The organism is Streptomyces sp. NPDC091287 (genome assembly GCF_044768525.1).
Lineage (GTDB): Bacteria > Actinomycetota > Actinomycetes > Streptomycetales > Streptomycetaceae > Streptomyces.
In genome coordinates, this window is sequence record NZ_JBIVUV010000002.1 from 47,691 (window position 1) to 73,095 (window position 25,405).

Annotated in this window: 23 protein-coding genes; 4 read left to right on the top strand and 19 right to left on the bottom strand. The window is 71.0% G+C overall.

Annotation, left to right across the window (positions count from 1 at the left end; all coding sequences use genetic code 11):
* Positions 1–46 precede the first annotated feature (46 nt).
* Entirely contained in the window at positions 47–451 is a 405-nt protein-coding gene (locus tag ACIQRW_RS03010; protein WP_403753562.1) for a DUF192 domain-containing protein, read from the top strand.
* Between the two features lie 29 nt (positions 452–480).
* On the opposite strand, the gene ACIQRW_RS03015 is transcribed toward ACIQRW_RS03010, so the two are convergent.
* Positions 481–1,680: a hypothetical protein gene (locus ACIQRW_RS03015; RefSeq protein WP_403753565.1), complete on the bottom strand. Its 1,200-nt coding sequence runs from the start codon at positions 1,678–1,680 to the stop codon at positions 481–483.
* A gap of 87 nt (positions 1,681–1,767) precedes the next feature.
* Entirely contained in the window at positions 1,768–2,361 is a 594-nt protein-coding gene (locus tag ACIQRW_RS03020; RefSeq protein WP_403754388.1) for a hypothetical protein, read from the bottom strand.
* 268 nt (positions 2,362–2,629) lie between these two features.
* Between ACIQRW_RS03020 and ACIQRW_RS03025 the strand changes: the two genes are divergently transcribed.
* A complete protein-coding gene (locus ACIQRW_RS03025; protein ID WP_403753568.1) occupies positions 2,630–4,963 on the top strand; it encodes a hypothetical protein in 2,334 nt (777 codons plus the stop codon).
* Between the two features lie 64 nt (positions 4,964–5,027).
* Entirely contained in the window at positions 5,028–5,936 is a 909-nt protein-coding gene (locus ACIQRW_RS03030; protein WP_403753571.1) for a haloacid dehalogenase type II, read from the top strand.
* A gap of 30 nt (positions 5,937–5,966) precedes the next feature.
* Here ACIQRW_RS03030 and ACIQRW_RS03035 read toward each other — a convergent pair whose 3' ends face one another.
* The 16 genes from ACIQRW_RS03035 to ACIQRW_RS03110 form a co-directional block, all read right to left on the bottom strand.
* Positions 5,967–6,884, bottom strand: coding sequence for an aldo/keto reductase (locus ACIQRW_RS03035; RefSeq protein ID WP_403753574.1), 918 nt, complete (start codon positions 6,882–6,884; stop codon positions 5,967–5,969).
* A gap of 125 nt (positions 6,885–7,009) precedes the next feature.
* Positions 7,010–8,608, bottom strand: a complete 1,599-nt coding sequence (locus ACIQRW_RS03040; RefSeq protein WP_403753577.1) for a hypothetical protein — start codon at positions 8,606–8,608, stop codon at positions 7,010–7,012.
* Positions 8,609–8,954: 346 nt separating this feature from the next.
* Positions 8,955–9,602 (bottom strand): OmpA family protein, encoded by a 648-nt coding sequence (locus tag ACIQRW_RS03045; protein ID WP_403753580.1) that lies wholly within the window; start codon positions 9,600–9,602, stop codon positions 8,955–8,957.
* 8 nt (positions 9,603–9,610) lie between these two features.
* Positions 9,611–10,228, bottom strand: a complete 618-nt coding sequence (locus ACIQRW_RS03050) for a hypothetical protein (RefSeq protein ID WP_403753583.1) — start codon at positions 10,226–10,228, stop codon at positions 9,611–9,613.
* 34 nt (positions 10,229–10,262) lie between these two features.
* Positions 10,263–10,871 carry a pilus assembly protein TadG-related protein gene (locus tag ACIQRW_RS03055; RefSeq protein WP_403753586.1) on the bottom strand — a complete coding sequence of 203 codons (609 nt, stop codon included), beginning with the start codon at positions 10,869–10,871 and terminating at the stop codon, positions 10,263–10,265.
* The gene (locus ACIQRW_RS03060) at positions 10,871–11,101 is read right to left on the bottom strand and encodes a Flp family type IVb pilin (RefSeq protein WP_403753589.1); all 231 of its coding nucleotides are present in this window, start codon (positions 11,099–11,101) and stop codon (positions 10,871–10,873) included. The genes ACIQRW_RS03055 and ACIQRW_RS03060 overlap by 1 nt, the downstream gene beginning before the upstream one ends.
* A gap of 204 nt (positions 11,102–11,305) precedes the next feature.
* Positions 11,306–12,340: a response regulator gene (locus ACIQRW_RS03065; protein WP_403753591.1), complete on the bottom strand. Its 1,035-nt coding sequence runs from the start codon at positions 12,338–12,340 to the stop codon at positions 11,306–11,308.
* A 26-nt stretch (positions 12,341–12,366) separates the two neighbouring features.
* Positions 12,367–13,797 (bottom strand): histidine kinase, encoded by a 1,431-nt coding sequence (locus tag ACIQRW_RS03070; RefSeq protein ID WP_403753594.1) that lies wholly within the window; start codon positions 13,795–13,797, stop codon positions 12,367–12,369.
* Positions 13,798–13,930: 133 nt separating this feature from the next.
* Positions 13,931–14,818, bottom strand: a complete 888-nt coding sequence (locus ACIQRW_RS03075) for a DUF5936 domain-containing protein (protein WP_403753597.1) — start codon at positions 14,816–14,818, stop codon at positions 13,931–13,933.
* A gap of 54 nt (positions 14,819–14,872) precedes the next feature.
* Positions 14,873–15,817 (bottom strand): type II secretion system F family protein, encoded by a 945-nt coding sequence (locus tag ACIQRW_RS03080; RefSeq protein ID WP_403753600.1) that lies wholly within the window; start codon positions 15,815–15,817, stop codon positions 14,873–14,875.
* 10 nt (positions 15,818–15,827) lie between these two features.
* Complete coding sequence (locus ACIQRW_RS03085; protein ID WP_403753603.1) at positions 15,828–17,165, bottom strand: CpaF family protein; 1,338 nt, start codon at positions 17,163–17,165, stop codon at positions 15,828–15,830.
* A 101-nt stretch (positions 17,166–17,266) separates the two neighbouring features.
* Positions 17,267–17,674 (bottom strand): TadE/TadG family type IV pilus assembly protein, encoded by a 408-nt coding sequence (locus ACIQRW_RS03090; RefSeq protein WP_403753606.1) that lies wholly within the window; start codon positions 17,672–17,674, stop codon positions 17,267–17,269.
* Positions 17,671–18,204 (bottom strand): TadE family protein, encoded by a 534-nt coding sequence (locus ACIQRW_RS03095; protein WP_403753609.1) that lies wholly within the window; start codon positions 18,202–18,204, stop codon positions 17,671–17,673. The genes ACIQRW_RS03090 and ACIQRW_RS03095 overlap by 4 nt, the downstream gene beginning before the upstream one ends.
* A 3-nt stretch (positions 18,205–18,207) precedes the next feature.
* Positions 18,208–19,521 (bottom strand): CpaE family protein, encoded by a 1,314-nt coding sequence (locus ACIQRW_RS03100; RefSeq protein WP_403753612.1) that lies wholly within the window; start codon positions 19,519–19,521, stop codon positions 18,208–18,210.
* A 7-nt stretch (positions 19,522–19,528) separates the two neighbouring features.
* Positions 19,529–20,236 carry a Flp pilus assembly protein CpaB gene (cpaB, locus tag ACIQRW_RS03105; RefSeq protein ID WP_403753615.1) on the bottom strand — a complete coding sequence of 236 codons (708 nt, stop codon included), beginning with the start codon at positions 20,234–20,236 and terminating at the stop codon, positions 19,529–19,531.
* A gap of 266 nt (positions 20,237–20,502) precedes the next feature.
* On the bottom strand, positions 20,503–21,369 hold the full coding sequence (locus tag ACIQRW_RS03110; RefSeq protein WP_403753618.1) for a hypothetical protein: 867 nt from the start codon (positions 21,367–21,369) through the stop codon (positions 20,503–20,505).
* 753 nt (positions 21,370–22,122) lie between these two features.
* Between ACIQRW_RS03110 and ACIQRW_RS03115 the strand changes: the two genes are divergently transcribed.
* The gene (locus tag ACIQRW_RS03115; protein WP_403753621.1) at positions 22,123–23,847 is read left to right on the top strand and encodes a chitinase; all 1,725 of its coding nucleotides are present in this window, start codon (positions 22,123–22,125) and stop codon (positions 23,845–23,847) included.
* Between the two features lie 133 nt (positions 23,848–23,980).
* On the opposite strand, the gene ACIQRW_RS03120 is transcribed toward ACIQRW_RS03115, so the two are convergent.
* On the bottom strand, positions 23,981–25,291 hold the full coding sequence (locus ACIQRW_RS03120; RefSeq protein WP_403753624.1) for an Nramp family divalent metal transporter: 1,311 nt from the start codon (positions 25,289–25,291) through the stop codon (positions 23,981–23,983).
* Positions 25,292–25,405: the final 114 nt, after the last annotated feature.

Sequence of the window (25,405 nt, forward strand, 5' to 3'; positions counted from 1 at the left end):
CCGTATCGGGCCCGGGCGGGTCCGCCGGGGGCTACGGTCGGTGCCCATGAGGACATGGCGCGATGGCGACGGGACGCTCACGGTCGGCACGGACTCCGGGGCCCGGGAGGTGCCGCTGCGGATAGCGGCCTCGTACCGGGCCCGTACCAAGGGACTGCTCGGGCGGGACGGGATCGAGGGGGCGATGATGCTCACCCCGTGCGGGAGCGTGCACACCTTCCGGATGCGGTTCCCCATCGATGTGGCGTACCTGGACCGGAAGTTCACGGTCCTGGCCGTCCGCACGATGAGGCCCGGCCGCCTCGGTCTGCCCCGGCTCCGGGCCCGGCACGTGGTGGAGGCCGAGGCCGGGGCGATGGAGCGGTGGGGGGTGCGGCCGGGCGTACGGGTGGAGCTGAGAGCGACGGCCCCCGCCTCGGGGGCGCCCGGGGCGTCGGGTTCCGGAGCCTGAGAACGCGGCGCGAGGCCGCTGGGGCCGGGCTACGGCGGGCCCGCGCCCAGCAGGGTCCAGGCCCCGTAGGCGGCGGACGCGCAGGCCAGGACGGTGAGGACGGCGGCCGTACGCCCGGTCGTGCGCAGCCGCAGCAGGGCGACGGCGGGCGGGAGCAGCAGGGGGAACGCGGGCATCATCAGGCGCGGCCGGGAGCCGAAGTACCCGGCGCCGATCAGCGAGATGACGACGATCGTGAGGGCGTAGACGAGCACCGGGAGCGGCTGCCGCTGCCGTACGCACAGCACCACCAGCCACGCCAGCAGCCCGAGCGCCGCGCAGAGGCCGAGGGCGGCGGGCCACGGGAGGCCGGCGATGAAGGCGGCGAGCGCGCGGCCGCCGTCGATGTTGTTGCCCCACTGCGCCTGGACGTCGAAGTAGGCGAACGGGCTGCCTTCGCGGACGGCCACGAACACCACGTACGCCAGCCAGCCCAGCGGTGCGAGCGCCACGCCCGCGATCATCCGGGCGTTGCGGCGCAGCACCGGGCCGGCGCGGCGCTCGTCGCGGTACTCCCGTACGAGGGTGACGGCCGCGGTGATCGCCAGGGCCGCGATGAGCGCCGCCGCCGTGGGCCGGGTGAGCCCCGCCAGGACGCAGAGCGCGCCGGCCACGATCCAGCGGCCCTTGAGGACGGCGTACAGCGCCCAGGCGGCGAGCGCGGTGAACAGGGTCTCGGTGTACGCCATCGATTGGACGAACGCCGTCGGGTACACCCCCCACAGGGCGGCCAGCACCACACCCGTACGCCGTCCGTGCAGCTGGGCGCCGACGGCGTAGATGCCCCAGGCGGCGAGCAGCCCGGCCGTCCAGGCGACCAGGAGTCCGGCGCCGCCGAGGGTGAGCGGGGTCACCTCGGAGAGGGACCGCTCCAGGGCCGGGAGCAGGGGGAAGAACGCCAGGTCGGAGTGGACGGAGCCGTCCGGGAGGGTGGCGGTGTAGCGGTAGCCGTTCTCGGCGATGCGCTGGTACCAGACGGAGTCCCAGCGTCCGCTGAGCGGCCCCAGGGGGTCCTTCCCGGCGGCGGCCGCGGCTGCCCAGAAGGCCAGGAGCCCCAGGGCCCGGGCGCCGGCGTAGACCGCGAGCGCGGGCGCGGCGGCCCGGAGCGCGGCGGCGGCCCGGGACCCGGGGGTGCGGGGGCCCGGGGCCGGACCGGCGGGCGGCCGGGTGCGGAGCTGGTGATCGGACATACGGCCGATTATGACGTCGGCGGCGGGCATCCCTCCGCACCGGGGGCCGGGGCCCGGGGAGTGTCCGGGGGTGCGCGGCGGCCCGGCTCAGACGCCGAGCACCTCGTTCCCGTACACCTTCCACGGCGACATCTCGATCCCGTCCATGACGGCCAGCTGCGGGTGGCGGGCGGCGGTCTCGTCCCGTACGGCGACGGTGTCCGGCCAGGAGTGGAGGTGCGCGTCGCCCTCGATGACGACGCCGTCCCAGTCGGTGGCGGCGGTCGCCCCGCTCCGGTCGACGACGAAGCCGATGCAGAGCACGGAGGCCCGTCCGACGGTCCGCCTGATGGCGCTCACCGCGTGTTCCCGCTCCGGCTCGGGCAGCTCCCCCACGGAGAACTCCACGGCGACGACGCCGGCCCGGGCCTGCCGGATGCGCACCAGGAGGTCGAGGCCCCCGTCGGTCCACAACCGGAATCCGACCTCGCGGAGCCGCTGGAGTCCGGCGATGGACAGCAACTGCTCGCGGGTGACGGGCGAACGGGCGCCCAGGGACGCGGAGTCGAGACTGACGAGCACGGTGCGGCCGGACACCGGGTGCGTCGGGCGGAGCCCTTCGGCCTCCAGGTCGCCCAGCAGGGTCCGGGCGTCCAGCCGGGTCCAGCCCAGGTGGTACGAGTAGAAGAATCCGGCATCCATCGACGCCCCACCCCCATCGCGGTTCTTCGCGGCGTCGTGGTCGGCGACCACCGGCACATCCGAGCGTACTGAGCCGCGGCCGGGGCGGCGTGGGCCCACGGGCCCACGGGCGGCCCCAAGCGGAACGGCCGGCGCGCCACGCCGCAACACAGCTCCCGCACCGTGCACTTGGGCCCGGGTTTGGGGCCGGGGGCCCGAGCCGGGGCAGATTCTCGGCCGTACGCTCTCAGCCGTCGGGCAACACGCGCGGGTCGAGGAGAGGTGCACCGTGAGCGGTGGCGGGGGCTGGGGAGACCGGAGCGCGGGCCACATACCGTCGGGGCGCCACGACCTCGCGGGGTACGGCGCCCCACGCCACGTCCGGGGCAGCCGCTTCTTCGCGTTGACCCGGAGCTGGGTGACCGGCGGCCTCGTCTATCTCGCCCTCGGGTTCGTCATGAGCCGGGTCCTGGTCGATCTGCTGGGCACGGAGGAGCGTCTGGAGTCCTTCGGCTGGCGGCTGGCCCTGCTCCATCTGCCCGCCCTCGTCGTGACGCTCCTGACGGTCCTGGCCTCGGCCCGGATTCTCCCCGAGGAGTACCGCGAGTCCTCCCGCGTCCTGTACCTGCTCGCCGCCCTCGCCGTACCGCCGGCCGGGCTGCTGTACGGCTTCGCCGTCGCCGGGGACGTCGTCGGCATCGAGGGCGTCCTCATGCCCGGCGTCTCGCTGGCGGCCGGTGCGGCGTCGGGGGTGGCCGTCGACCGGCTCCTGGAGGAGCGCGCCACCCGCATCCCGGAGACGCCCCGCTACACGTACAACTGGCGGGACGGCGGCGCGACCGCGATGGAGTACCTGGGCCTCGTCGTCCTCGTCACCATGCTGATCGGCGCGATGGCGATGGCCGGGGTCGGCGGAAAGATCGGGGAGCGCCTGCGGTGCGCGATCAGCTCGCTGGCCGGTGGCGGCGGCTCGTGCTCCACCGGCGGCCAGGACCCCGAGGCGAAGCCGAGGACGGACGCCGACTACGAGCCCAAGATGTGCCAGGTCTCCAGCATCTCGGACACGGCGGGCGGCAAGGTCAAGATCGGCTGGTTCGAGTGGGGCGAGGAGTACGGCTTCCAGCAGAAGGTCTCGCAGGCGCGCACCGATGTGAACGGCGACGGCACGGTCGACGGGAGGGACAAGGTCGTCTCGATGACGTTCACCGACGCCGCGTCCGCCGGGGCCACCGCCGGCACCCCGGGCGTCAAGCTCGGGAGCCTCGGCAAGGCGGACGTCGACATCGGCGGCGGCATCAAGATCACCAACGGTGACACCTGGATCTTCGCGAGCGAGGAGGAGGCGCGGAAGATGCGGGACGACATCGAGGAAATGAAGATGTGGGAGACCTCCACCAAGCACAGCGGCGGCTACGGCGGCGGCTGGTACTCCGCGATGAAGTGGGCGGAGAAGAAGGAGGAGATCGAGAGGAAGATCGGCGACAAGAAGATCTCCTACTCGACCGTCGGCCTCAACGCCTACGCGGACGGCGGCCTCTCCGTGAAGGGCGGCGACGAGGGAGAACTCGGCGCGAAGCTGGGCGGCAAGGCGAAGTTCTCGCCCGAGGTGACGATCACCAGGGACGACGTGAACGGCAACGAGTCGTACACGTACACCGCCAAGCTCGAACTGGAGGGCAAAGCCGGCGGAAACGTGGGCCCGGTCAAGGGGACCGTCGGCGGCAAGCAGAACCGCACCGGCGCCATCACCGTCACCCGCGACCAGAAGACCGGGAAGATCGTCCGCATCGACATGACGCAGACGGTGGAGAGCGGTTCGACCTCCGGAAAGGTCGAGGTCGGCGGCGACAACGGCGAGAGCGGCCAGGACAAGCGCGGCGGCAAGGGCAGCGCGTCGGACTCCTCGGGCGACACCGGCATCGACGTGGTGACGAACTCGATCATCTTCGGCAAGGACACGGACGCGGACACGGAGGCCGAGCGGGGCGTCGCCGAACAGTGGCTGGACGGCTCAGGGAACAACACCGCCCCGTTCGAGTACCTCTTCGGCGACCACGGCATGGAGAACCGCCCGGAGGGCAACGACCCGTTCCAGCAGCTGATGTTCGAGGACGGGCTGTCCAGCTCCCTGCGGTACACCGGCGAGAGCGACGACACCGGCAGCCTGAGCGTCGGCTATCCGGAGAGCGAGGGGTACGCGGAGCAGCCGGCGGGCGAGCGCGCCAAGGCCAACGCGGCCGTGGCACTCCAGGAGAAGGACGGCATCCGGACCGGCATGGTCTCGGTCCAGCTGGACTTCGCCACCGGGGTGAGCGACGCGGCCGGGGCCGCAGCGGCGGCGGGCGCCGGCATCGGCATGAACGCGACCCGCAGGGCGACGGAGGACGTCCGCCTGGCGGGCCCGGACGACGCGCGCGAGGCCCGCGAAGCCCGCCGGATCGACTACGACTTCACGGCGGACGGCCAGGACGACACCCCGAACGTGGGAACCCCGATGACCGGGGTCCTGGTCGCGGGCGTGGACTCCAAGGGCGTTCCGTTCGTGGTGCGCCTGAACGCGGTGAAGGACGCGGTCGACGCGGAGGACCTGGACGCGTTCGTGGGGTCGATCACGGTCAAGTAGGGGATGGGATGCGGCGCTTGTGGTGTTGTTCGGTCCGCCGCCCACCTTGGAGGAGACCCTCACCATGGCAGAGCTGAAGATCGACGCCGTCGTGTTCGACGTACTCGGCACGCTCGTCGACGAACCTGCCGGACTCCGCGCCGGCATCCGCGCGCTTCTCGACGAACCTGCCGGACTCCGCACCGGCATCCGCGCGCCCGCCGATGAACCTGCCGGACTCCGCACCGGCATCCGCGCGCCCGCCGATGAACCTGCCGGACCCCGCACCGGCATCCGCGCGCCCGCCGACGAACCTGCCGGGCTCCGCACCGGCATCCGTGCGCCCGTCGACGAACTTGCCGGACTCCGCACCGGCGTCCGCGCGCCCGACCCGTCCCCCGACGCCCCCGACGCCGCCGGGACCGAGCGGCTCCTGCTGCTGTGGCAGCGGCACATCGAGCGCGAGCAGCGCCGGGTCCTCGACGGCGACCGGCCCTACCTGCCCAGCGATCTCCTCGACCGGGAGGCCGCCGGGCTCGTCGCGGAGGCCGCCGGGGTCCAGGACCCGGCAGCGGTGGAGGCGCTCGCCCGGTCGGCCCGCCGCCTCCCGCCGTGGCCCGACACCGTGGCGGGGCTCGCCCGGATCGCCGGGCGCTTCCCGCTGATCGGCCTCTCCAACGCGAGCCGGACGGCGCTGCTGGGCCTGAACGCCCACGCCGGACTGCGTTGGCACCAGGCGCTGTCCGCCGAGGACGCCCGCACCTACAAGCCGGACCCGGCGGTCTACCGGCTGGCCGTCACCGGCTCCGGGGCGCCGCCGGAGCGCCTGCTGATGGTCGCCGCCCACGCCTGGGACCTGCGCGGCGCGCAGGCGCTGGGCCTGCGCACGGCCTATGTGGCCCGCCCGGTCGGCGACCCGCCCTCCTCCTCGGACCGGTTCGACCTGTACGCGGAGGGCCTGGCGGATCTGGCGGGGCAGCTCGGGGTGTCGTAGGGGGTGCGGGGGCCCGTCGATCGGGGGCGGTCAGCCCGTGCCTCCGTTCCGGTGGACGGCTTCCAGGGCGGTCAGTTCGTCGTCGGACAGCCGCAGGGCGCCGGCGGCCACGTTGGCGTCCAGGTGGTCCGGGTTGCTGGTGCCGGGGATGGCGAGCACGTGGGGTCCGCGGTGGAGCGACCAGGCCAGCCGGATCTGCGCCGTGCTCGCGCCGTGCGCGCGGGCGACGGTGAGCAGCGCATCGCCGTCGGCGTCCGGGGAGGCGCCCGCCTCGCGGCCGGCGCCCGCGATGGAGTAGAAGGGCACGAAGGCGATCCCCTGCTCACCGCAGGCCCGCAGAAACGCGTCCTGGTCCGGCGGGGATCCGAGCCCGTACTTGTTCTGCACGCAGACCACCGGTGCGATGGCGCGGGCTTCGGCGAGCTGGGCGGGGCCGACGTTGGAGAGGCCGAGGTGACGGATCAGCCCGGACTCGCGCAGTTCGGCCAGCGCCCCGAACCGCTCGGCGACCGAATCGGTCCCCACGACACGCAGGTTCACGACGTCGAGGAGGTCGCGGCCGAGCTGCCGGAGGTTCTCCTCCACCTGTCCGCGCAGTTGTCCCGGCGTTGCGTGGGTCTGCCACTCGCCCGATGAGTCGCGGCACGGTCCGACCTTGGTGGTGATGACCAGGTCGTCGGGGTAAGGGGCGAGCGCGCTGTTGATCAGCTCGTTGGCGGAGCGGAGTCGCGAGAAGTAGAACGCGGCGGTGTCGAGGTGGTTCACGCCGAGTTCGCGGGTTCGGCGCAGCACCCGTATCGCACGGTCCCGGTCGTCCGGCACCGCGTCGACGTCGAACGCTTCGCCTTGCTGCGGCAACCGCATCGTCCCGAACCCGATCCGGTTGACCACGAGGTCGCCCAGGGTCCAGGTGCCCGAGGCGGCGGCGGTGATCGTCTCTGATGTCATGCCCGGATGATCTCCGGGCGGGTGTGGCTCTGGCAATGATTCAGCGGAACGCGGTGCGGGGACATCGGAGGGGCCGAAGCTCCGGGCCGCGTCCCCTCTTCCGCTTCCGCCTCGGCGTCCGCTTCTCAGGGAAGCGGGCAGGTGAGGGGGAGCACGCGTTCGGTCAGCCGACCTGTGAGGACGGTGTCGGTGTCGGTGTCGGTGTCGGTGTCGGTGTCGGTGAGGGCCGCCTCCGTCAGCCAGTCCGCCGCGGTCAGCCGGTCCACCACCTCCCGGAGGTCGCCGGGGGCGATGGCGCACCAGGAGGAGAGGGCTTCCACGCCGAGGCCCTCGCCCTCGGGCCCCAGTCGTCCGTCGGCCGTGACGCCGGTGGCCAGGGCCAGGGCGAGCAGGCGGGCGTCGGCCGTGGTCTTGCCCTTGCGGAGCTTCTTCTCGCCGACGACTCGCTGGGCCCAGCCGCTGAGCTTGGGGCGCATCTTCCTGCCGAAGGTGAACGGGCCCGGGTCGCTCTCGTCGGGCGTGAGGGAAGGCACGTCGATGCGGGTGGGGCTCTCCGGGCGGGAGGCGATCAGTTCGTCGACCGTACCGGCGATTTTCAGCCAGCCGCACTCCAGCAGTTGCTCCACCAGGTGTTCGGGTTCCGGCAGGGGCAGCCCCTTGAGGTCCTGCCCGACGAGGTTGCCGGTACCGGACTGCGCGGTGCGCAGCGTCAGCATCACCACCAGCAGGCGGGCCTCCGGCCCCGGCAGGGGCGCGTGGTCGGCCACGTGGGCGAGGACGGCCCGTGCGTGATCCCACTGGGCGGGCGCGGTCAGCAGCCGGGCCACAGCGGGCCCTTCGCCTTCCGGGGCCTCACCGATGCGGTGCAGATGCTGGAGACGGGCGGTAGCGGCGGCCTGTTCGGCTCGCTGAGCGTCGAGGCGCAGTCCGGTGTCGGCGGTGACTTCGGCCCAGGCGCTGAAGGCCTTCGCCTTGCGGGCGTGGAGGTCGGCGAGCATCGCGAGGTCGGGTTCGGGGCGCTGCTGGTAGGCGCGGAAGAGCTCGCCGAGTTCGGTGAGTTCGTCCCGCAGCGCGACGGGCCGCAGGTCGTGCGGGACGAAACGCTGCGCGATCCTCCCCCGCCGGGCGCGCTGCCGTGCCGGCCTCGGGGGCCTCTCGGACCGGGGAGCCGGCACCTCGTGCGGGGCGGCTGCCCCGTAAGCCCCGGAAGCGGTGTGCGAGAAGTGGGGGCCGACGGCCGACACCGTCGGCGCGGGGACCGCCGCGGCCCGGGAGGCGCTGGCAGGGGCCGTCCGGTCGGGGGCCGGGGCGGTGGCGGCGATCTTCGCGGTGGGATGCGCGGCCGCGCAGCGCGAGCAGCACTCCATCACCTGCCACCAGCGCCCTTCCCGGTCCGTGACGACGGCCAGGACGACCGCGCCGCCGCACCTCCAGGGCGTGGGGCGCTCACGCGGTCCGGCGGGGCGGATGTGGGTGTGGCATTCCGCGGCCCGACAGGCGCAGTACGCCGACGGGCGGGGGGCCGGGCCCGCGCGCAGGTGGGCCTTGAGGTGCTCGACCGCCGCCGTACGGCCGACGGCCGCGGAGGGCAGCACCTGCGCGGCGCAGGCCGGGCGGCTGCACGAGACGCGTACGTCCGCACGGCCGCGGCCGACAGGGTCCAGCCGCACCGTCCATGTGCGTCCCGTCACCCGCTCGTTCGTCGCGTGGGCCTCCACACCCATCACCCCTTCCACCCTTCCTCGACGCCTGTTCGTCCGTGCACCTCGGCACCCCCGTTGACGCATGTGCCCGTGGCGCACGGCGCGTTGCGCCCCGCCGCACCTGCCGCCGGTCCTGGTTCCGGCCCGACCGCACGACGGACCCACCGTGTTCTTGTCCGTAGGGGATGTGTTTGATCCACAACGCAAACGACGGTCCGCCGTTCGGGTGACGGGCTCGGAGAGGATGTGGCCGGTTTACGGCCCTGACGGGCCTCCGGGCGGGCCGTCCGCCGTGACGACGAACGGCCCGGCACACGATGGTCGTCGCGTGCCGGGCCGGGCCGTCTCCCGTGGGGTGCGGAGGAGGTCAGGACCCCGCGCCGCGCGGGAAGGAGACCTCCACGCGGCGGTTCTTCTTGCGGCCCTCTTCGTTGCTGTTGCTGGCGATCGGGTACTGCTCGCCGTAGCCCCGGATCTCGTACGTGATCGTGGCGCCGAGCTCCTTCGACAGGACCCCGTGCACGGCGTCGGCGCGCTGCTTGGACAGGACGTCGCCGTGGGCCGAGGAGCCGAGGTTGTCGGTGAAGCCGAAGACGCGGACCTTGGTCGCGTTCTGCTTCTTGATCTCGGCGGCGATCGCGGCGATACGGGCGTTGGCCGCCGAACCGAGCTTCGCGCTGTCCTTGCCGAAGAGGACTTCGGCCTGGAGCGCGAACTTGATGTCGGCGTTGCTGTCCTCGCGGCGTTCCTCGCCGCCGAGGTCCTCCACGACCTGGACGATGTCCAGGACCCGGCCGGGGGCGAGGGTGCCGCCCTCCGGCATCTTCAGGTCCGGGTCGTTCGGGTCGACGGGAACGGGCGGCTCCGACGTCGCCTCCGTCCCGGGCGGGACGCTCGGCCCGTCGTCGGCGTACGAGGGTGAGGCTCCGAGCAGCGTGGTGCCGGCGATCAGCACGGCGACCGCGACGGCCTGCCCCACGGTGTGGGCCGCCCGGGGGCGCTTGGTGGTCTTCATGGCCGCACTCACCCAGAAATCTTCAGCGAGGTGGTGGCGAAGGTCGGGAGAGTGAAGTCGACCTCGGTCGTGCCCTGCGGCGGGGCGGGGAACTGCATGAAGATCTGAGCAGACTTGCCGGGAGCAATGGGCGTGATCGCCGTGGTGCACAAGCACCGTGAATCTGTGTCACGGAGCACGTAGTAGCGCTTCTTGCCCGCCTTGTCCACCAGGGTCGCTCCGGCAACCGAGTTGGGGTTCTTGTTGACGATGTTCACCTCTGAACCGGACCAAGAGGTGGTTGCCGCCCTCCTGTCACCCTCATTGGAGACTTTGCCCTGGACGGTAAGGAATCCGCCGGCGTCCCGCTTGACCTCGTTGATGACCAGGACGGTTCCCCCCGCCCCGCGCGTCTCCGCGAGCTTCACGTCCGGGTCCACGTTCTCGCCCGCAGCCGTGTCCTCCTGCTGCGTCTCGCCCTTGTCCTCCGCGGAAGGGCTGGCCGGGGCGGACGGGGCGCTGGAGCCCTCGTCGCCGGGCTCCTCGCCTCCGTCGTCGCCACAGCCGGCGAGAGCAAGGGCCAGGGCAGCCGTCATCGAGACAGCCGCCATCGCCCTTCTGGTCGTCGTGGTCCGCCGCATGCTCATGGTCCGATTCCTCTACTCGTCGTTCGCTTCGCTGTCACTGGTCAACCAACCGCACATCAAAGAGAGTCGTGCTCACGCTCTTCCACGGTGGAGGGCTGCCGGGCGCGATCTCGAGGATCTTGCCGTTCCGGCACGTGAAGATGAAAAGGTCCTGGACGCCGTCACTGTTGGCGTCGATGGCCTTCGGGTTGGGGCAGCGGAACTCGATGAGCGCGGTGGCCTCGGCCTCGGCGAACTTGCTCTCCGAACCGGGGAGCACCGGCGAGTCCACCGGATCACGGCCCTTGACCTTGACCTTGATCGTGTCCCGCAGGTAGCCGTACCTGGGCACGCAGAGGGTCATGTCGGCTTCGTTGGCGTTGGCCAGCCGCTCCGCCTCCGAGCAGGGCGGAACGAAGGGTGCACCCAGGAAGATGTCCAAGGTGTTGCCGGGAAGCGAGGCGTAGAACCCGGTCCCGAAGTCGTCACGTGCCTGCTGGGCGGCGGCCAGCGCGGCGGCGTCCGCCGCGCCCTGGGAACCGTTGCGCAAGGCCGAGGCCTTGCCGACAGCGAAGAAGGCTAACGCGAGGAAGAGCAGGCCCGCCACCATCACTACGTAGATGGGGAAGGCCTGCCCTTCATCGCCGCGTTGACGCATACGCATCAGCCATTGGTGATGGAGGTAACCAGCCCGTCGATACGATCCGAGATGTTGCCCCCGATGTCCGAGGCGGCGACCGCACCGATGATCGCCACGACCACCAGGATGATGCCCAGGTACTCGAACGCCGTCTGTCCCCGGTCCTTCGCCGCGTAGCGCTTCTGGATGCTGCTGACGGCGGTGTTGGCCCAGCCGTTGACGCGGACGGCGGTCTTCAGGGTGATGTCCGACATGGTGTTCCCCTCCGGGTTCGGCCGACCGATTGCCGGCCGACTCGCACGTTCCTGCGGTGCCGCCCTCGATACCGGCTTCCTCCCGGCCGGTGCCGTTGGCGACGTGAAAAACATAGGCGGGAACCGGCGCCGTCCCAGAGGGCCCGTGGGCCCATTCCCGGGCCCAAAAGGCTCTCTGGGTCCCCTCGTCGCGCGATCGCTCGGTCATGGCTGCCGCCCGGGGTCCCGGGGCGCGGTGCCGAGCCAGTGGGCGATCGCCTCGCTGCGGGTGGTGCTGTGGAGCTTCGTGAAGATGCGGTTGATGTGGTTCTTGACCGTCTTCTCACTGATGAAGCAGGTGGCGGCGATCTGCTGATTACTCATTCCGGACGCAATCAGGTCCATGACCTCCACCTCCCGCGAACTCAGCTTGTACTGCTGCCTGTTGGGGATGGGCACCGACCCCCCGGACAGAGAAGACTGTCCCACAGAAGGTTGCAGTTGCGAAAGACTTTCCGAAGTTTCGAGGGGGCGTGGCGCAGGGTGCACGGGGAGGGGCGCCGCCGTCAGGGCCGAGCCGAGTCCCTCCGGCAGGGGGCCCCGGGGCGGAGCCGATCCCAGTCGCATGTGCGCCAGCAGGGCGTCGGCGGCCGTGGCGGTGAAGTTCGCGCGGCCGTCCTTCGTGTCGCGCACCGCACGGACCAGTTGGTCCGCCGTGAACTCTCCGTGCACCAGGTAGCCGCCCGCTCCCAGGCGCAGCGCCTCGTGGACGATCTCGCTCTCGCGGCTGTACGTCAGCATCAGCACGGGCGCGAGGCCGACCAGGTGCGGCAGGGCCGAGATGCCGTCCACGCCGGGCATCCGGACGTCGAGCAGGACCACGTCGGGGCGGTGTTGGAGCGTCCTCTCGTAGGCCTCGCGGCCGTCCGCCGCCTCTGCCACGACCTGGATGTCGGCCCGGCCCGAGAGCAGGACGCCCAGGCCCGCCCGGACCACCGGGTTGTCGTCCGCGACCACCACCCGGAGCCGGGCCGGTTCGGGAACCGCGGGAACCGGCGGGAAGGGGGACGCGGTGGGCCCTCCGAACGCGGGGGGCGTCGTCGGCACGGTCGGGTGCTGGATCGCAGTGTGCTGGTGCCCGGGCTGTCCGGCGGGGCCGGGGGCCTGGGCGAGCGGGATGTGCGACGACGTGTACCGGGGGGCGTGGTGGTGGGCCGACGCCCCGTTGCGGTTCGGCACGGGGGAGACATCGTCCGACATGCTGCGACCTCCTCTCAGGGTCGGGGTCATGGGTGGGGGGTCGTGACGTTCTCGGGCGCGAGCGACGGCGAGAGCGGTGGTGAGAGCGGTGGTGAGGTCCGCGGCGCGAACGGCGGCGCGGGGGCGGGCGGGGAGGACGACGGCGTGTTCTCCCCTGCGGCCGGGCCCGTCAGCGCCGCCAGGGGGAGCTCCACCCGCACCTCCGTGCCCTTCTCCGCGTTTCCGCGGCCGATCCGGATACGGGCCCCGATGGAGGCGGCCCGCTCCACCATGCCGACAAGGCCGAAGTGGCCGGCCCTGCGGAGGGTGTCGAGCGTCGTTCCGGCGGGGAGGCCGCGCCCGTCGTCGTACACGCTGATGCGGAGCATGTCGCCCTTCACGCCGGCGAGGACGATCAGGTACGAAGGGCCCGCGTGGCGGTGGGCGTTCTCCAGGGCCTCGGAGGCGACGGTGAGGAGCTGCCGCGCGACCGCCTGCGGCACGGGCGGGACCGGGGTCTCCTCGGCGAGGCGGCGGAAGGTGGCCGTGACCGGGTGTCGGTCGGTGAAGTCCCGGGCCTGGGCCGCCAGTTCCGCGACCAGGTCGACGCCGCCCTCCAGGCCCTGCTCCCGGCGCAGGTCGGTGAGCAGTTCCCGGGATTCGGCGGCGGCCCGGCGGGCGGCACGGGCGACCAGCTCCGCCTGGAGTTTCACGGTGGGCGGGTCCATGCGGCCGGCCGAGCCCGCCAGTCCGTCGGCGGCCAGGGCCAGGCCGTGCAGGGTCTTGGCGACCGAGTCGTGCATCTCCCTGGCCAGGCGGGTGCGTTCGCCCTCCACCGCCTCGTTCACCGCCAGCCGCGCCCGGGTCTCGGTGAGCGCCTGAGTGGCCGTCCCGAAGCGCAGGAGGAGATTGCGCAGGGTGACCCCGACCGCCCCGGCGATCACGCAGAAGCCGGGCAGGAGCAGGGCCGGCGCCCCGCCCGGCTCCAGCTTCGGAACGCTCGCGTACACGCCGAAGACGATGACCACCTGGAGCGCCGCGAAGACGGCCGCACCGCGCCAGCCCTGGACCAGGCCGGCCAGCAGCGGGGTGCAGACGGTGACGTACGCGAGGGTCGATTCTGGGGTCGCCGTGATCAGCAGCAGCGCGCCGAAGAACACGTCGACGGCCAGGAGCCAGGGGTGCCGCAGGAGCACCGGGCCGAACCGCTCCCAGTCCCGGAACAGCAGGTACGAGCCCATGAAGGTGACCAGGATCGCCGAGCCGATGAACCAGGTGGGCAGGCCGGGAGCGGTGTGGCTGATGGCGTACGGGGTCGCTATCGCGATCATCGCCAGGCGGAAGCCGAAGACCTGGCGGCACATCGCCTGGAGGGCGTTGACCTGGATGGCGAAGGCCGGGCGGGCCGGGGTGCCGGTGTGGGCGCGGGTCAGCTCCGCCGTCAGTCCGGGCTGGGCTCCGCTGAGCTGGAATGCCATGTGCCTGTCACCTCCGTCTCATTCCCCGTAACGCTCGTGCTCCGTAACGCTCGTGCTCCTCAAGGCCGGCCGGCCGCTTCAGCGGGTGTTCCGGAACGTACGGGCTTCGTCCCCACCCGGCCCATCGTTCATGTCATCCGCCCGTGAGGGACGTGAGGTCGACGTCGGCTCCGTACACGAATCCGACAGTGAGGAGGAGCAGCGTGCCCGGGAGGAGGAACGTGGTCACCGCGAACGTGGCCTTGGGGACCGCCCTGGCCGCCTTGCGGCGGGCGTTCTGGGCGTCGGTGCGGCGCATGTCGTTGGCGATCTGGATGAGCGTCTCGACGATCGGCGCGCCCAGCTCCTCGCCCTGCTGGAGCGTCGTGACGAACATGGCGACCTGTTCGGAGTCGTTGCGTCTGCGTAGTTCCTCGAAGGCCTGGCGGCGGCTGACGCCCATGTCCATCTGCCGGAGCGTGATGCGCAGTTCGTCCGACCAGGGGCCCTCGTACTTCTCCGCGACCCGGTCCAGCGCCTGCCGGAAGCCGAGCCCGGCCGAGACGACGACGGCCAGGACGTCGAGGAAGTCCGGCAGGGTTCGCTCGATGTGCTCACGGCGGACCCGGATCGCCGACCAGATCCCGGCCTCCACCCAGAACAGGCCGAAGGCGACCATCAGGAGGGCCAGGAACAGCTGGCCGCGCAGGAGCATCGAGAACGCGCCGAGGACGCCCAGCGCGCCGTAGACAGCGCGGCGGGCCGCGTAGCGGTCGAGGGTGAGGCCGCCGGGGTTGCCCGCCAGGTCGATCTGGCGGCGCTTCTTGTTGACGGCTTTGGGGCCCATCATCCGCAGCACCATGGGGGCCCAGCGGATGCCGAGGCGGTCGATGCCGGAGCCGACGGCGCTGGTGCGGGAGGCCCCGGACTCCAGGGCGATGGCCAGGTCGCCGGGGAGTTTGGCGTCGGCCCGGTACATCCGGATTCCGTGGATGGCCCCGTAGACGGCGAGGCCGACGACCAGGGCTAGCAGTAGGTCCATGTCCGTCCCCTTTCTTCCTGGTTCCTGGTCTCGGACATCGGCTGGTTCCTGGTCTCAGACATCGATACGGGAGAAGCGGCGGATGACGACGAACCCGATGGCGTAGAGGACGATGGACACGACCACCGCCACCTGGCCGAAGAGCGCCCCCGTCATGCGGTCCAGCGCGCCGGGCATGACCGCGTTCATCAGCAGCATCGCGCCGATCCCGAAGAGGGGTACCGCGTAGGCGGTCACGGTGACCTGGGAGAGCTGGGTCTTGACCTCGCGGCGGGTCTCCTTGCGCTCCTCCAGGGTCTCGGTGAGGTTGCGCAGCGAGCTGACGACCGTACCGCCGGCCCGGTTGGAGAGAACCAACGTGGTGACGAGGACGACGAGTTCGCGGGACGGCAGGCGGTCGGTCAGCTCGCTGAGCGCGTCCTCCAGGGGCTCGCCGACGGCCAGCCGCCTGGCGACCCGGGCCAGCTCCTCGCCGGCCGGGTTCTCCAGTTCCTCGGCCGCCATCGACAGCGAGGTACGCAGGGCCAGGCCCGCCTGGGTGGCGTTGGCGAGGATCCGGGAGAGCTCGGGGAGCTGGTTGATGAAGCGCTCGGTGCGCTTGACCCGCTGCCAGTTGAGGAACGCGTTGGTGCCCCAGAGGCCGATCAGGGCGGCGACCGGGCCGAAGAACGCGGCGAGCATGGAGGAGGCGATCATCCAGAGCCCCCCCATCGCGACGAGCGCGTAGACGAAGAACTCGCCGGGCGTGATGTCCATGCCGGTCGCCGCGAGCTTCAGCTCCAGTTTCCGGCCGAGCGCGGTGGCGCGCAGTCTGCGGTCGAAACCCTTGAAGCGGCGGGGGCGGCCCGTCTCCGGGATCTGCCCGACGTGGGAGAGCCGGTCGACGAGGGCGTCGCGGTCGGCCTTGCCGCCGGAGTAGGCGTGCAGGCCGATCACGCCGAGCACGCAGGCCAGCAGCGTGACGCCGACGGTGACCAGGGGGAGGTTGACGTTGTCCATGGCTCGGTACCTAGTTGGCCTCTCGGGTGGCGAGCTGTTCGGCGGACTGGGCGACGCCGAACGCCTGCGGGATGGGCTGACTGGCCAGGTAGAGGCGCTCGGCGAGCTTCCGGGGCAGCGGGAGGTACTGGAAGTCGCCGTAGATGCGGCCGTCGGGGGCCATCGGCTGTGCGTTGAACCGCGCGACCGTGACGATGCGGTACGGGTCGCGGCCGTGCGAGTCGAGCATGGCGATCTCGGTGATCTTCCTGGTGCCGTCGGCGTGCCGGGTGAGCTGGACGATCACGTCGACGGCGCTGTTGATCTGGTCGTGCAGCGCCTCGAAGGGGATCTCGACCTCCGACATCGAGGCGAGGGTCTGGAGACGCATCAGCGCGTCCTCGGCGCTGTTGGCGTGGACGGTGGCCAGAGAACCGTCGTGACCGGTGGACATCGCCTGGAGCATGTCGAGGGACTCGCCGCCTCGGACCTCACCGACGACGATGCGGTCGGGGCGCATACGCAGCGAGTTGCGGACCAGGTCGCGGATGGTGATCTGGCCCTTGCCCTCGACGTTCGCCGGGCGGGTCTCCAGCCGGATCACGTGGCTCTGCTGGAGCTGGAGTTCGGCGGAGTCCTCGATGGTGACGATGCGCTCGATGTTCGGGATCAGTCCGGACAGCGCGTTGAGGAGGGTCGTCTTGCCGGTGCCGGTGGCACCGGAGACGATGATGTTGAGTTTGGCCTGCACCAGTCCGGCGAGCAGGACCAGCATCTGTTCGTCCAGCGAACCGAAGCCGATCATCTCCTGGAGCGTGAAGGAGCGGGGGAACCGCCGGATGGTGAGCGTCGCGCCGGTCAGCGAGAGCGGCGGGATGATCACGTTGACACGTTCACCGCTGGGCAGGCGGGCGTCGACCATCGGGTTGGACTCGTCGACGCGGCGGTTGACGGTCGACACGATCCGCTCGATGGTCTGCATCAGCTGTTCGTGGGAGCCGAAGCGCATCGGGAGCTGTTCGACCCTGCCGTTGCGCTCGACGAAGATCTGGTCGGGGCCGTTGACCATGATCTCGGTGATGGACGCGTCCTCCAGGAGCGGTTCCAGGATGCCGAGTCCGAGCGCCTCGTCGACGACGCGGCGGATCAGCTGCGAGCGCTCGACGGTGGAGAGGACCGGGCCCTCGCGGCTGATGATGTGGCCGAGGACGCGTTCCAGCCGGGCCCGCCGGTCGGCGGCGGCCAGCGAGGACATCTCCGCGAGGTCGATCTCCTCCAGCAGCTTGGCCCGGTAGGTGGCCACCATGTGGCCGTCCTCCCGTGCCCCGCCCTGTTCCTCAGGAGCGGTCATGCGTGCCCGCAGGCTCATCGGCGTAGCTCTCCTCGGTGTTCGCGGACGGTGCTGGTCCGGCAAGGTCCGTTCCGGCCCGGGTCAGGGCCGGGGGTGGGGGCGCGGGTGGGGGTGGGGGGTCAGAAACCGATCCGGGACTTCTCGTTGGGCATGGTCGTGCTCCGCTCGGCCCACCAGTCGTCCAGTCCCGGCACGACGGAGGGCACCTTGACCCGGACCGTGACCGTGATGTCCTGGCCGCCGCTCTTGCGGTAGCGGAATCCGCCCTCCTCCACCCAGTCGCTCACGGCGTCGCGGGCGTTGGACCGGCCGCTGCCCCGGGCGTCCACGCTGGCTTCCGTACGGGCTCCGGCGCGCGCGGCGGTGCCCGCCTGGTTGGCGGCGTACGCGGCCAGGCCCAGCTGGATGGCCCCCATCGCGACGAGGAGCAGCAGGGGGAGGAAGCCGAGGTACTCCATGGCGACCTGGCCCCGGTCGCCCCTCGCGCGTGCGAAACGGGTGCGCCCGCTGTACGGATGCGTCGTCATCGCTGATCCTCCCTCGGGGATCCGGCCTTTCCGGTGATCTCGGTGTCGAGGTCGAACAGGCCCGGCACCAGCACCGGGACCTTCAGCTTCACCGTGGCCTCGTACAGGCCGCTGCCGCCGCCGCACCGCACCGACGCCTCGTCCGCCCAGGCGTCGGGGAGGTCCTTCATGGCGCCTTCCCGGCACGCCGCCCTCGCCCCGTACTCCGCCCCGCTGCCCTTGCGCGCGCCCACGTCGGCCGCGTTGCCCGCGAGGCTGAAGGTGTAGCCGATCAGGGCGCACTCCCAGAGCACGAGCATGATCAGGATGATGAAGGGGGTCATGCCCAGGAACTCGATCGCGGTCTGTCCGCGGTCCCGGTCCCGGTCCCGCTGCCGGTTCCCGGACCCGGTGCCGTTGCCGGCGTCGTTTCCGTTGCCGGCGTCGTTTCCGTTCCCGCTCCCGGCCCCCGACCCGTTCCCGTACCGGCGGTCACGTAGGGCGGTGATCCGCCCCCGTATGCCGCTTCGTGCCGTCCTTGTGGTGGTCATCGCTCAACGTGTCCCCTCGGAGTCTCCGAGGCCACGGCCGGAGCCGTCGCGCCGACGGCGCGGGCGTCCGATCGAGCCCCGGTCGTTCTTCGGAGCGCCGCTGTGCCGCTTGACCAGGGCGCTGCCGCTCTTCTTCGCCGTCGCGCTCTCCTTGACGATGCCGAGCTCTCCGGCCAGGCCCCAGAGCGCCTGCTTGACCGTGCTCTTGGCGTCCAGTTCGTGCAGGCGTCCGGAGTCGATGGACCCCTGGAGTTCCTTGAAGTTCGCGGGGATCGCCGCCGAGGCGACCCGGGTGCCGGTGATCTTCTGGATCAGCGGCGGCTGGATCTCCGTGTTGCGGGTGAAGCGGTTGACGAGGGTGATCGTCTCCTCGGCCTTGCGGATCTGGAGCCGTTCCCACATCCGTACGATGCGTTTCGCGCCGCGCACCGCGATCACGTCCGGGGTCGTGACCAGCAAAGCCACGTCCGCCATCTCGATGGCCGCGGCGTTGGCCCCGTTCATCTGGCCGCCGCAGTCGATGACGACGATCTCGTAGCGGGTGCGGAGCGCGCTGACGATCTGGCGGGCCGAGCGGTCGCTGACCTCCTCGCCGCGTTCGCCCTCGCCGGGGGCGAGGAGCAGGGCGAGGCCGGTGGAGTGGGAGAACACCGCGTCCGACAGCACCCGGGGCGAGATGTCGGTGATCAGGGCGAGGTCGACCAGGGAGCGGCGGAACTGGACGTCGAGGAACGAGGCGATGTCCCCGGTCTGGAGATCCATGTCCACCAGCGCCACCGTGTTGCCGGACGCCTGAGCGGCCAGGGCGAGCTGGATGGCGGTGACGGTCGCGCCGACGCCGCCCTTCGCGCCGGTGACCGTGACCACCGTGCCGCCGGGGCCGGTGAAGACGTCGTTCGCGGAGGTGAGGTGGCGGCGTACGCCGGAGGACCACTGGGCGGCCGCCTGGACGCGGTTGGCCAGTTCCTCGTAGCTCAGCGGCAGGGTGACCAGGCCGCGCGCCCCGGAGTCCATCGCGTCGGCGAAGAGGCTCGGGCTGGCGTCCGCGGTGATCATGACGACGCCGACGGACGGGAACCTCATCGACACCTCCCGGATCAGCTCCAGGGCCGGCACCGGGCCGATCCGCTCGTGGACCAGCACCACCTCGGGCAGCTCGTCGATCGCCTCGCCCGCGAGGCGGGCCAGGGTGTCGATGAGCTGGGTGGAGTCGCCGACCGGGGTCGCGGGCTCGGCGTCGGGCAGCTGGCTGAGCAGGGTGGTGACGGAGCGGGCCGCGTCGAGGTCACCGACGGCGGGGAGGATTCTGGTGGTCATCCCATCCTCACTTGTCCTTGTCGAGCGTGTAGGTGCGGTCCCCCGGGCGGATGGTGCCGTCGCTGCCCGGGGCGACGAGCGCGAGACGCACGTGCTCCGCGAAGGACTCGGCGTAGGCGACGCGCTGGGTGTCCAGCGTGTTCAGGGCGAAGGTGATCGGCACGGCCTCGGTCGCCCGGGTCCCCCGGTCGTCCGCGCTGGGGTCCAGGGCGGTCAGCTCGCCGACGTCCAGCACCTTGGCGTTGGCGACGATGACCTTGGACTGGGCCGCGGCGCCCTGCTGCTCACCGGCGAACGTGGCGTAGATGTTGACCGTCGCGCCCGGTGTGATCTTGCCCGCGACACCGGTGGAGGCATCGATCATGATGGCGATCTCCTGCTCACCGGCACGGAGTTCGGGCTTGCGGACCATCATGTCCGACTGGAGCAGGGAGCCTTCGCGGAGCTCGGTGACCGCGATCTTCGACTCGACCTCTCGCAGGTCGGTCACGGCGTTCTCCGAGAGCCAGCGTTTGGGCATCTTGATCTTCTCGAACTGGCCGCTGTTCAAGGCCGTGTAAGGAGCCACGTTGGTCTTCAGCTGGTACGCCGTCACCTCGGGTCCGACCTTCGAGTTGACGTCGCTGATCACCGAGAGCACGCCGGCGAAGGCCGCGAAGGCACACAGGACCGACAGGAGCAGGAGTATCACGCCGCGGCGCTGGCGGGAGTTCATGGTCCGGACAACCTCGTTCGAATCGGATGCGTGGGACGGACTGCGGACAGAGAGAGCGGTGCGGTGCGGTGCAGCGGTTACGCGCATACATCTGTGGTGCAGCGGTGGAGCGGTCGAAGTGGAGCGGTTACGCGCTTACATCTGCGGGCCGACCGGAGCGGGGAGGGTCTCGTGCGGGGAGTGCGGGGAGTGCGGGGAGTCCAGCCAGTACGGGGAGTGCGGGCAGGAACCGGGAGGAGCGGGTCCTGGGGGGAGGGGAGTTCTCGCTAGGGGCCCGGTGATTCGCCGGCCCCGTGGTGGAGGACACCGGTGGGGAGCGCGCGGTTCTCCGAAACCGCGAGAGGAGCGGAACAGAATGCGCAGCGGTCGCCGATGAGTTCCATGGCGCACCAGTGGCACTTTTCCCGGCGTACGGAGGAGACCAACTGGTAGAGCACGGAGAGGTCCGGGAGATGGGCGGCGAACTCCACCAGCTTTCCCGTGCCCCACCAGCGCGGTGAGTCGGACGGGACCGTGGCGTCGTGAATGGCCTGGACCTTCCAGGCGGGCGCGAGGGTCTCCTGTACCCAGTCCGACTGCAGATTCCCTTTGGCGACCAGAAGATGCGTACCAAAGTCCGGTCCCGTCGGCGGTTCGACGGTCGGGCCCACCTTCACCAGCTGTGACTCGGGTCCGGCGAGCACGGCGAACTGGGAGCCGGGTACCCAGGACTTGGCGTGGCTCTTGAGGCTGACCGGGACCCGGTCGAGCCGGGCGACGGAGTTGAGGAGTGCACCCGCGTAGATGTAGTGCGAGAGCAGCCGGGCGGCGGAGGCGACCACCCCGGGGCTGAAGTCGCAGATGGACAACTGACGGAGCTGGCGCACCAGTACGGCGAGGCCGAGGGGCGGGAGGTCCACCTTGACCAGGGCGATCCGGTCGCTCTCCAGCACCGAGCGGATGGAGTGGAGGCGACGTTCGTGCTCGGGCCGGATGCCCGAGGGATAGAGGGCGATCACGTACCCGTGCTGTTCCAGCAGCAGGTGCATGTCGCCGATCGCCAGCTCCAGCGCCTGGGCCTCGGGGGCCTGGAGCAGAGCGGCGGTCGGCGTCTGCTGGTCGGTGGGCGGCAGCACCAGGTCTGCGCTCGTCACTGCTATTGCGGTCGGCACGCTCTTCCCCGTTTCGGCTCCGGTCGACGTGGGGACGTCGGCCGCAATCGCTCCTGCTCCGTGCTCCTGACCCAGCACTTTAGCCACGTCTCACCAGGCAGAGAACAGTTATCGGAGACCAGTACGGCATCATGCGAACACCGTTTCTACGGAGCCCGGGTGCTAAACGGGACGAAATCGATTCCGCCCAACTCAACTGTCCTTGCGGAGCGTTACCGAAGCCTGCGTCCGGCTTTCGATCACGTATCCATTCGCGCACGTCAGACTGGATTCCGAGGTTCCGGCCTCCTTTTCGTAAGGGCGTTTCCGTGACCGTCGCAAGATCGCCCACAAGATCACCCGTGCGGGGGGCGATGTGCGGGCGCGGGGCGGTTCCCGGCGGGAAAAACCCCGGTCCGGCGCCCTCCCCGGAGCCTCGGGCCCCCTGCCGCCGACCCCGCGGCACGACCTCGTACTCACGTTCGCTGAAGGCGTTTTACCGCCAGAGGTCTTGACAACTTGATTGGTCTGGACCAGTTTTATGCGCCAAGCGGTGGCCACCGCCCCCGGCCGGACACCCCGTGTTCAACGTCCCCGGTTCAGCACCCCGGTACCACCGCCTTGCCACCCCCCGTACAACCGCCGTACGACATCCCCGCTCCGCCCGGCCCACCCCGTGCAGCCCCGGCCGCCCGTCGTCCGTCCGGCACTCCTGCACGACCCCCGCCAGGCCACCAACTCCCCACGGAGGAACCAGTGGAACGCTCCGCAGGCAGCAGTCGCAGAAGGCGTCGTCGCTCCCGTCCCGTCCTCGGCGGCACCATGGCCGTCATCGCGGCCGCGGCCCTGACCGTCACCGGACTCGTCAGCACCGCCCAGGCCGCCGACGTCAACAACGCCAAGAACGCGGGCTTCGAGTCGGGCCTAGCCAACTGGACCTGCGCCGGGAACAGCGGCACCGTCGTCTCCTCCCCCGTGCGCAGCGGTACGTCGGCGCTGAAGGCCACCCCGGCCGGCCAGGACAACGCCAAGTGTTCGCAGGCCGTCAAGGTGAAGCCCAACTCGACGTACGCGCTCAGCTCCTGGGTGCAGGGCGGCTACGCCTACCTCGGTGTGAGCGGCACCGGAACCACCGACGTCTCCACCTGGACGCCGGGCTCCGCCACCTGGACCAAGCTGTCCACGAGCTTCAAGACCGGTGCGAACACCACCTCGGTCACCGTCTACACCCACGGCTGGTACGGGCAGGCCGCCTACCTCGCCGACGACTTCGAGGTGACCGGCCCCGACGGCGGTGGCGGCGAGGAGCCCGGCCCGGTCATCCCGGCGGCTCCCGGGGGCCTCGCGGCAGGTGCCACGACCACGTCCTCCGTCGCCCTGTCCTGGAACGCGGTCTCCGGCGCCACGGGCTACAAGGTGTACCGGGACGGTGTGCAGGCCACCACCTCCACCGGAACCTCGGCGACCGTCTCGGGCCTCACCGCGGACACCGCCTACCAGTTCTCGGTGAGCGCCACCAACGCGGCCGGTGAGTCGGTCAAGTCGGCCGTCGTCAGCGCCCGTACAGCCAAGAACGGCACCGGCCCGGTGACCACCGTGCCCAAGCACGCGGTGACCGGCTACTGGCAGAACTTCAACAACGGCGCGGCCGTCCAGAAGCTCAGCGACGTCCCGGCCGACTACGACATCATCGCGGTCTCCTTCGCGGACGCCACGGCGACCCAGGGCGCGGTCACCTTCAACCTGGACACCGCCGGGCTGAACGGCTACACCGACGCCCAGTTCCGTTCGGACATCAAGGCCAAGCAGGCGGCCGGCAAGAACGTCATCATCTCGATCGGCGGCGAGCTGGGCACGGTCCGCGTCGACAGCGACGCCTCCGCCACCGCGTTCGCCAACTCGGTGTACGCGCTGATGCAGGACTACGGCTTCAACGGGGTCGACATCGACCTGGAGAACGGCCTCAACGCCACCTACATGACGAAGGCGCTGCGCCAGCTGTCGGCCAAGGCGGGCCCCGGGCTGGTCCTCACGATGGCTCCGCAGACCATCGACATGCAGTCGACGTCGGGCGAGTACTTCAAGACGGCGCTCAACGTCAAGGACATCCTGACCGTCGTCAACATGCAGTACTACAACAGCGGTTCGATGCTCGGCTGTGACGGCAAGGTCTACTCGCAGGGCTCGGTGGACTTCCTCACCGCACTCGCCTGCATCCAGCTGGAGGGCGGCCTCGACCCGTCCCAGGTCGGCATCGGCGTCCCCGCCTCCACTCGCGGCGCGGGCAGCGGCTACGTCGCCCCGTCGATCGTGAACGCGGCGCTGGACTGCCTCGCCAAGGGCACCAACTGCGGCTCGTTCAAGCCGTCCAGGACCTACCCGTCGCTGCGCGGTGCGATGACCTGGTCGACGAACTGGGACGCGACGGCCGGGTTCGCCTGGTCGAAGGCGGTCGGGCCGCACGTCCGCAGCCTGCCGTAACGACACCGCACCACTCGGAACCCACAGCGCCGCCGCTCCCCCGGCGGCGCTGCGGCGTTACGTCGGCGACCACCCGGTCACCACGGCACCCGGTCACCAGGGCACCCGGTCACCAGGGCACCGGGTCACCGGGTCACCAGGGCAGTTCGCGCACCTGCTGGACGCACAGCACGACGAACAGCATCCCGGACAGGGCGAGCATCCCGTTGCTGACCCATCCGTTGCGCCACTCCGCGGGCGTACGGGAGGAGTTGAGCAGCCAGATCAGGGTCAGGGCGAGGAACGGCATGAAGAACGCGCCGAGCACCCCGTAGGCGATGACCAGGCCGAAGGGCTGGTCCAGCCAGAGCAGGGTCATCGGCGGGAAGGTCAGCCACAGGAGGTACGCGCGGAACGGCAGCGACCGCTGCCGGCGCTCGGCGACGTCCGGCCCCTCGTGCTCCTCGGTCTTCGCCGCACCGGCCGCCGGAGCCCGGAACCGCTCCACGAAGTCGGCGAACATCAGGCTGACCCCGTGCCAGACGCCGATCAGCGACGAGAACGACGTGGCGAAGAAGCCCACCAGGAAGAGCTTGGCGGTGCCCGCGCCGAAGCGGTCCTCCAGCACCTTGCCCAGATCGATCAGACCCCGGTCGCCGGAGGTGAGGGCGGTCTGGGAGGCGTGCAGCAGCTCGGCGCCGACGATGAGCATCGCCACGACGAAGACCCCGGTGGTGATGTAGGCGACCCGGTTGTCGAGCCGCATCACCTTCATCCAGGAGGAGTTGCTCCAGCCCTTGGCGTTGACCCAGTACCCGTACGCGGCCATGGTGATCGTGCCGCCGACGCCGCCGATCAGCCCGAGGGTGTAGAGGAGCGAGCCGTCCGGGAGCACGGGCAGCAGCCCGGCGAACGAGGCCCCGACGTCCGGCACGACGCGGGCGGCCACGTACACGACCACCACGAACATGATGCCGATCAGGACCGTCATGACCTTCTCGAAGACGGCGTACCGGTTGAACCAGACGAAGGCCAGCCCGATCAGCCCGGTGACGATCGCCCAGAACTTCAGTCCGGGACCGTCGGGGAACAGCGCCACGATGGGCAGGGCGCTGGAGGACATCGCCGTCGCCCCGTAGAGGAAGCCCCAGAGCACGACGTAGACCGCGAAGTACACCGTGGTCCAGGGCCCCAGGCTGCGCCAGCCGTCGAAGAGCGTCCGGCCGGTCGCCAGATGCCAGCGGCCGGCCGCCTCGGCGAGCGAGATCTTGACGACGCAGCCGATCACCGCCGCCCACATCAGGGTGTATCCGAACTTGCTGCCCGCGATGAGCGTCGCGACCAGGTCGCCGGCCCCGACCCCGGTCGCCGCGACGACGATGCCGGGGCCGATGTACTTCCAGCTGGACTTACGTGGTCGGGAGGCCGGCTCCCCTGTCCCTGTGGTTGCGTTTGTCTCCGCCATGCCGATCAAGGAAGCGCAATCGGCGGGACAGCACAAGGGGTGCGCACGGAACCGGCACACACGGGGACGGGGGACGTCCCCATGTGTGCCGGTTCGCTGAGGGCTGTCCGGGAC

Bases quoted from the DNA above. Each gene is read 5' to 3' on its own strand.
- ACIQRW_RS03080 (WP_403753600.1), bottom strand. From the start codon at position 15,817: ATGGACAACGTCAACCTCCCCCTGGTCACCGTCGGCGTCACGCTGCTG.
- ACIQRW_RS03100 (WP_403753612.1), bottom strand. From the start codon at position 19,521: ATGACCACCAGAATCCTCCCCGCCGTCGGTGACCTCGACGCGGCCCGC.
- ACIQRW_RS03055 (WP_403753586.1), bottom strand. From the start codon at position 10,871: ATGCGTATGCGTCAACGCGGCGATGAAGGGCAGGCCTTCCCCATCTAC.
- ACIQRW_RS03040 (WP_403753577.1), bottom strand. From the start codon at position 8,608: ATGGGTGTGGAGGCCCACGCGACGAACGAGCGGGTGACGGGACGCACA.
- ACIQRW_RS03010 (WP_403753562.1), top strand. From the start codon at position 47: ATGAGGACATGGCGCGATGGCGACGGGACGCTCACGGTCGGCACGGAC.
- ACIQRW_RS03065 (WP_403753591.1), bottom strand. From the start codon at position 12,340: ATGTCGGACGATGTCTCCCCCGTGCCGAACCGCAACGGGGCGTCGGCC.
- ACIQRW_RS03075 (WP_403753597.1), bottom strand. From the start codon at position 14,818: ATGGACCTACTGCTAGCCCTGGTCGTCGGCCTCGCCGTCTACGGGGCC.
- ACIQRW_RS03045 (WP_403753580.1), bottom strand. From the start codon at position 9,602: ATGAAGACCACCAAGCGCCCCCGGGCGGCCCACACCGTGGGGCAGGCC.
- ACIQRW_RS03060 (WP_403753589.1), bottom strand. From the start codon at position 11,101: ATGTCGGACATCACCCTGAAGACCGCCGTCCGCGTCAACGGCTGGGCC.
- ACIQRW_RS03035 (WP_403753574.1), bottom strand. From the start codon at position 6,884: ATGACATCAGAGACGATCACCGCCGCCGCCTCGGGCACCTGGACCCTG.
- ACIQRW_RS03050 (WP_403753583.1), bottom strand. From the start codon at position 10,228: ATGAGCATGCGGCGGACCACGACGACCAGAAGGGCGATGGCGGCTGTC.
- cpaB (WP_403753615.1), bottom strand. From the start codon at position 20,236: ATGAACTCCCGCCAGCGCCGCGGCGTGATACTCCTGCTCCTGTCGGTC.
- ACIQRW_RS03070 (WP_403753594.1), bottom strand. From the start codon at position 13,797: ATGGCATTCCAGCTCAGCGGAGCCCAGCCCGGACTGACGGCGGAGCTG.
- ACIQRW_RS03015 (WP_403753565.1), bottom strand. From the start codon at position 1,680: ATGTCCGATCACCAGCTCCGCACCCGGCCGCCCGCCGGTCCGGCCCCG.
- ACIQRW_RS03120 (WP_403753624.1), bottom strand. From the start codon at position 25,291: ATGGCGGAGACAAACGCAACCACAGGGACAGGGGAGCCGGCCTCCCGA.
- ACIQRW_RS03030 (WP_403753571.1), top strand. From the start codon at position 5,028: ATGGCAGAGCTGAAGATCGACGCCGTCGTGTTCGACGTACTCGGCACG.
- ACIQRW_RS03020 (WP_403754388.1), bottom strand. From the start codon at position 2,361: ATGGATGCCGGATTCTTCTACTCGTACCACCTGGGCTGGACCCGGCTG.
- ACIQRW_RS03090 (WP_403753606.1), bottom strand. From the start codon at position 17,674: ATGACGACGCATCCGTACAGCGGGCGCACCCGTTTCGCACGCGCGAGG.
- ACIQRW_RS03085 (WP_403753603.1), bottom strand. From the start codon at position 17,165: ATGAGCCTGCGGGCACGCATGACCGCTCCTGAGGAACAGGGCGGGGCA.
- ACIQRW_RS03095 (WP_403753609.1), bottom strand. From the start codon at position 18,204: ATGACCACCACAAGGACGGCACGAAGCGGCATACGGGGGCGGATCACC.